2 protein-coding genes are annotated in these 1,843 nt (G+C 70.4%); one reads left to right on the forward strand and one right to left on the reverse strand.

Features of this window, described 5'->3' with window-relative positions; translation table 11 throughout:
* Window positions 1-127: 127 nt before the first annotated feature.
* A complete protein-coding gene (cobM, locus tag G3N92_RS33515) occupies window positions 128-853 on the forward strand; it encodes a precorrin-4 C(11)-methyltransferase (RefSeq protein WP_206131792.1) in 726 nt (241 codons plus the stop codon).
* A gap of 64 nt (window positions 854-917) precedes the next feature.
* On the opposite strand, the gene G3N92_RS33520 is transcribed toward cobM, so the two are convergent.
* On the reverse strand, window positions 918-1,622 hold the full coding sequence (locus tag G3N92_RS33520) for a glutathione S-transferase N-terminal domain-containing protein (protein WP_206131793.1): 705 nt from the start codon (window positions 1,620-1,622) through the stop codon (window positions 918-920).
* Window positions 1,623-1,843: the final 221 nt, after the last annotated feature.

Raw genomic sequence — 1,843 nt, forward strand, 5'->3', positions numbered from 1 at the left:
ATGCTCGCGCGCCCGGCGCTGCCCGCCGCCGGCCGCCGCTTCGGCACGCCCGACGCGCTCGCGCAGGCGCTGGCCGATTTCGGCGCGGCAGGAGCCACCCCCATTCAATGAACGGAGACTCTCCCAGATGACGGTGTATTTCATCGGCGCCGGCCCCGGCGACCCCGAACTGATCACGGTCAAGGGCCAGCGCCTGGTGCGCGGCTGCCCCGTGATCCTCTACGCGGGCTCGCTGGTGCCGGCCGCCGTGCTCGACGGGCACCGCGCCGAGACGGTCGTCAACACGGCCGAACTCGATCTCGACGCGATCGTCGCGCTGCTGGCCGGCGCGCACGCGAAGGGCCGGGACGTGGCGCGCGTGCATTCGGGCGACCCGTCGCTGTACGGCGCGATCGGCGAACAGATCCGCCGCCTCAAGGCGCTCGGCATTCCGTATGAAATCGTGCCGGGCGTGACGGCCACGGCCGCCTGCGCGGCCACGCTCGGCGTGGAACTGACGCTTCCGGACGTCGCGCAGACGGTGATCCTCACGCGCTACGCGGGCAAGACCACCCTGCCCGAGGGCGAGGCGCTCGGCGGGCTGGCCGCGCATCGCGCCACGCTGGCGATCCATCTGGGCGTGCGCCATCTGGCGAAGATCGTCGAGGAGGTGCGCCCGCATTACGGCGACGATTGCCCGGTGGCGGTGGTCTATCGCGCAAGCTGGCCCGACGAGGCGCGCGTGACCGGCACGCTGGCCGACATCGTCGGCAAGGTCGCGGGCGCGGCGATCGAGCGCACGGCGCTGATCCTGATCGGGCGCGTGCTCGACGCCGAGCATTTCGCCGATTCGACGCTGTACGCCAAATCCTGACCCACCCATGAAAACGGGCCGCCGCGCAGCGCGCGAGCGGCCCGTGAGGCTTGGCCGGAACGCGTCAGTCGCGCGCCGGAATCGTCAGGCCGCGTTCGACGGCCGGGCGCGCCACGAACGCGTCGAGCGCGCGTGCGACGTGCTTGAAGCGGTCGAATTCCACCAGTTCGCGCGCTTCGTAGAAGCCCACCAGATTGCGAACCCACGGGAACGTGGCGATGTCGGCGATCGTGTAGTCGTCGCCGACGATCCACGCGTTCGACGCGAGCCGCGCGTCGAGCACGCCGAGCAGGCGCTTCGATTCGCCGACGTAGCGGTCGCGCGGGCGCTTGTCTTCGTATTCGCGGCCGGCGAACTTATGGAAGAAGCCGAGCTGGCCGAACATCGGGCCGACGCCGCCCATCTGGAACATCAGCCACTGGATCGTTTCGTAGCGCGCGGCCGGATCGGCCGGCAGCAGCTTGCCGGTTTTTTCGGCCAGATACAGCAGGATCGCGCCCGATTCGAACAGGCCGATCGGCTTGCCGCCGGGGCCGTTCGGGTCGATCAGCGCGGGGATCTTGTTGTTCGGATTCAGCGAGAGGAATTCGGGCGAGAGCTGATCGTTGGTGTCGAAGCGCACCAGGTGCGGCTCGTAGGGCAGCCCGAGCTCTTCCAGCGCGATCGAGGCCTTCACGCCGTTCGGCGTGGGCAGCGAATAGAGCTGGATGCGGTCCGGGTGCTGGGCCGGCCATTTCTGCGTGATCGGGAAGGCGGACAGGTCGCTCATGGGGCGGCTCGGGCGAAGTTGAGGTGTGGCGATCATAGCCGGATCCGCCGAATGCTGCCGCGTGTGGCGCGGCACGCGCCGAGCGCCGGCGGCGCGTGCCGTCTACCCGCGTACCCATGTTGGCGCGATCAGACGCCGCGCTGCGCCGGCCGCCTTTCGCGCAGCGGTCGCGGGCGCGCATGACGCAGGCAGTGATGCAGCGCGTCGGCGCCGCGGCCCCG

The sequence above is a fragment of the Burkholderia sp. Ac-20379 genome (assembly GCF_017104645.1).
Taxonomy (GTDB): domain Bacteria; phylum Pseudomonadota; class Gammaproteobacteria; order Burkholderiales; family Burkholderiaceae; genus Burkholderia.

Bases quoted from the DNA above. Each gene is read 5' to 3' on its own strand.
- cobM (WP_206131792.1), top strand. From the start codon at position 128: ATGACGGTGTATTTCATCGGCGCCGGCCCCGGCGACCCCGAACTGATC.
- G3N92_RS33520 (WP_206131793.1), bottom strand. From the start codon at position 1,622: ATGAGCGACCTGTCCGCCTTCCCGATCACGCAGAAATGGCCGGCCCAG.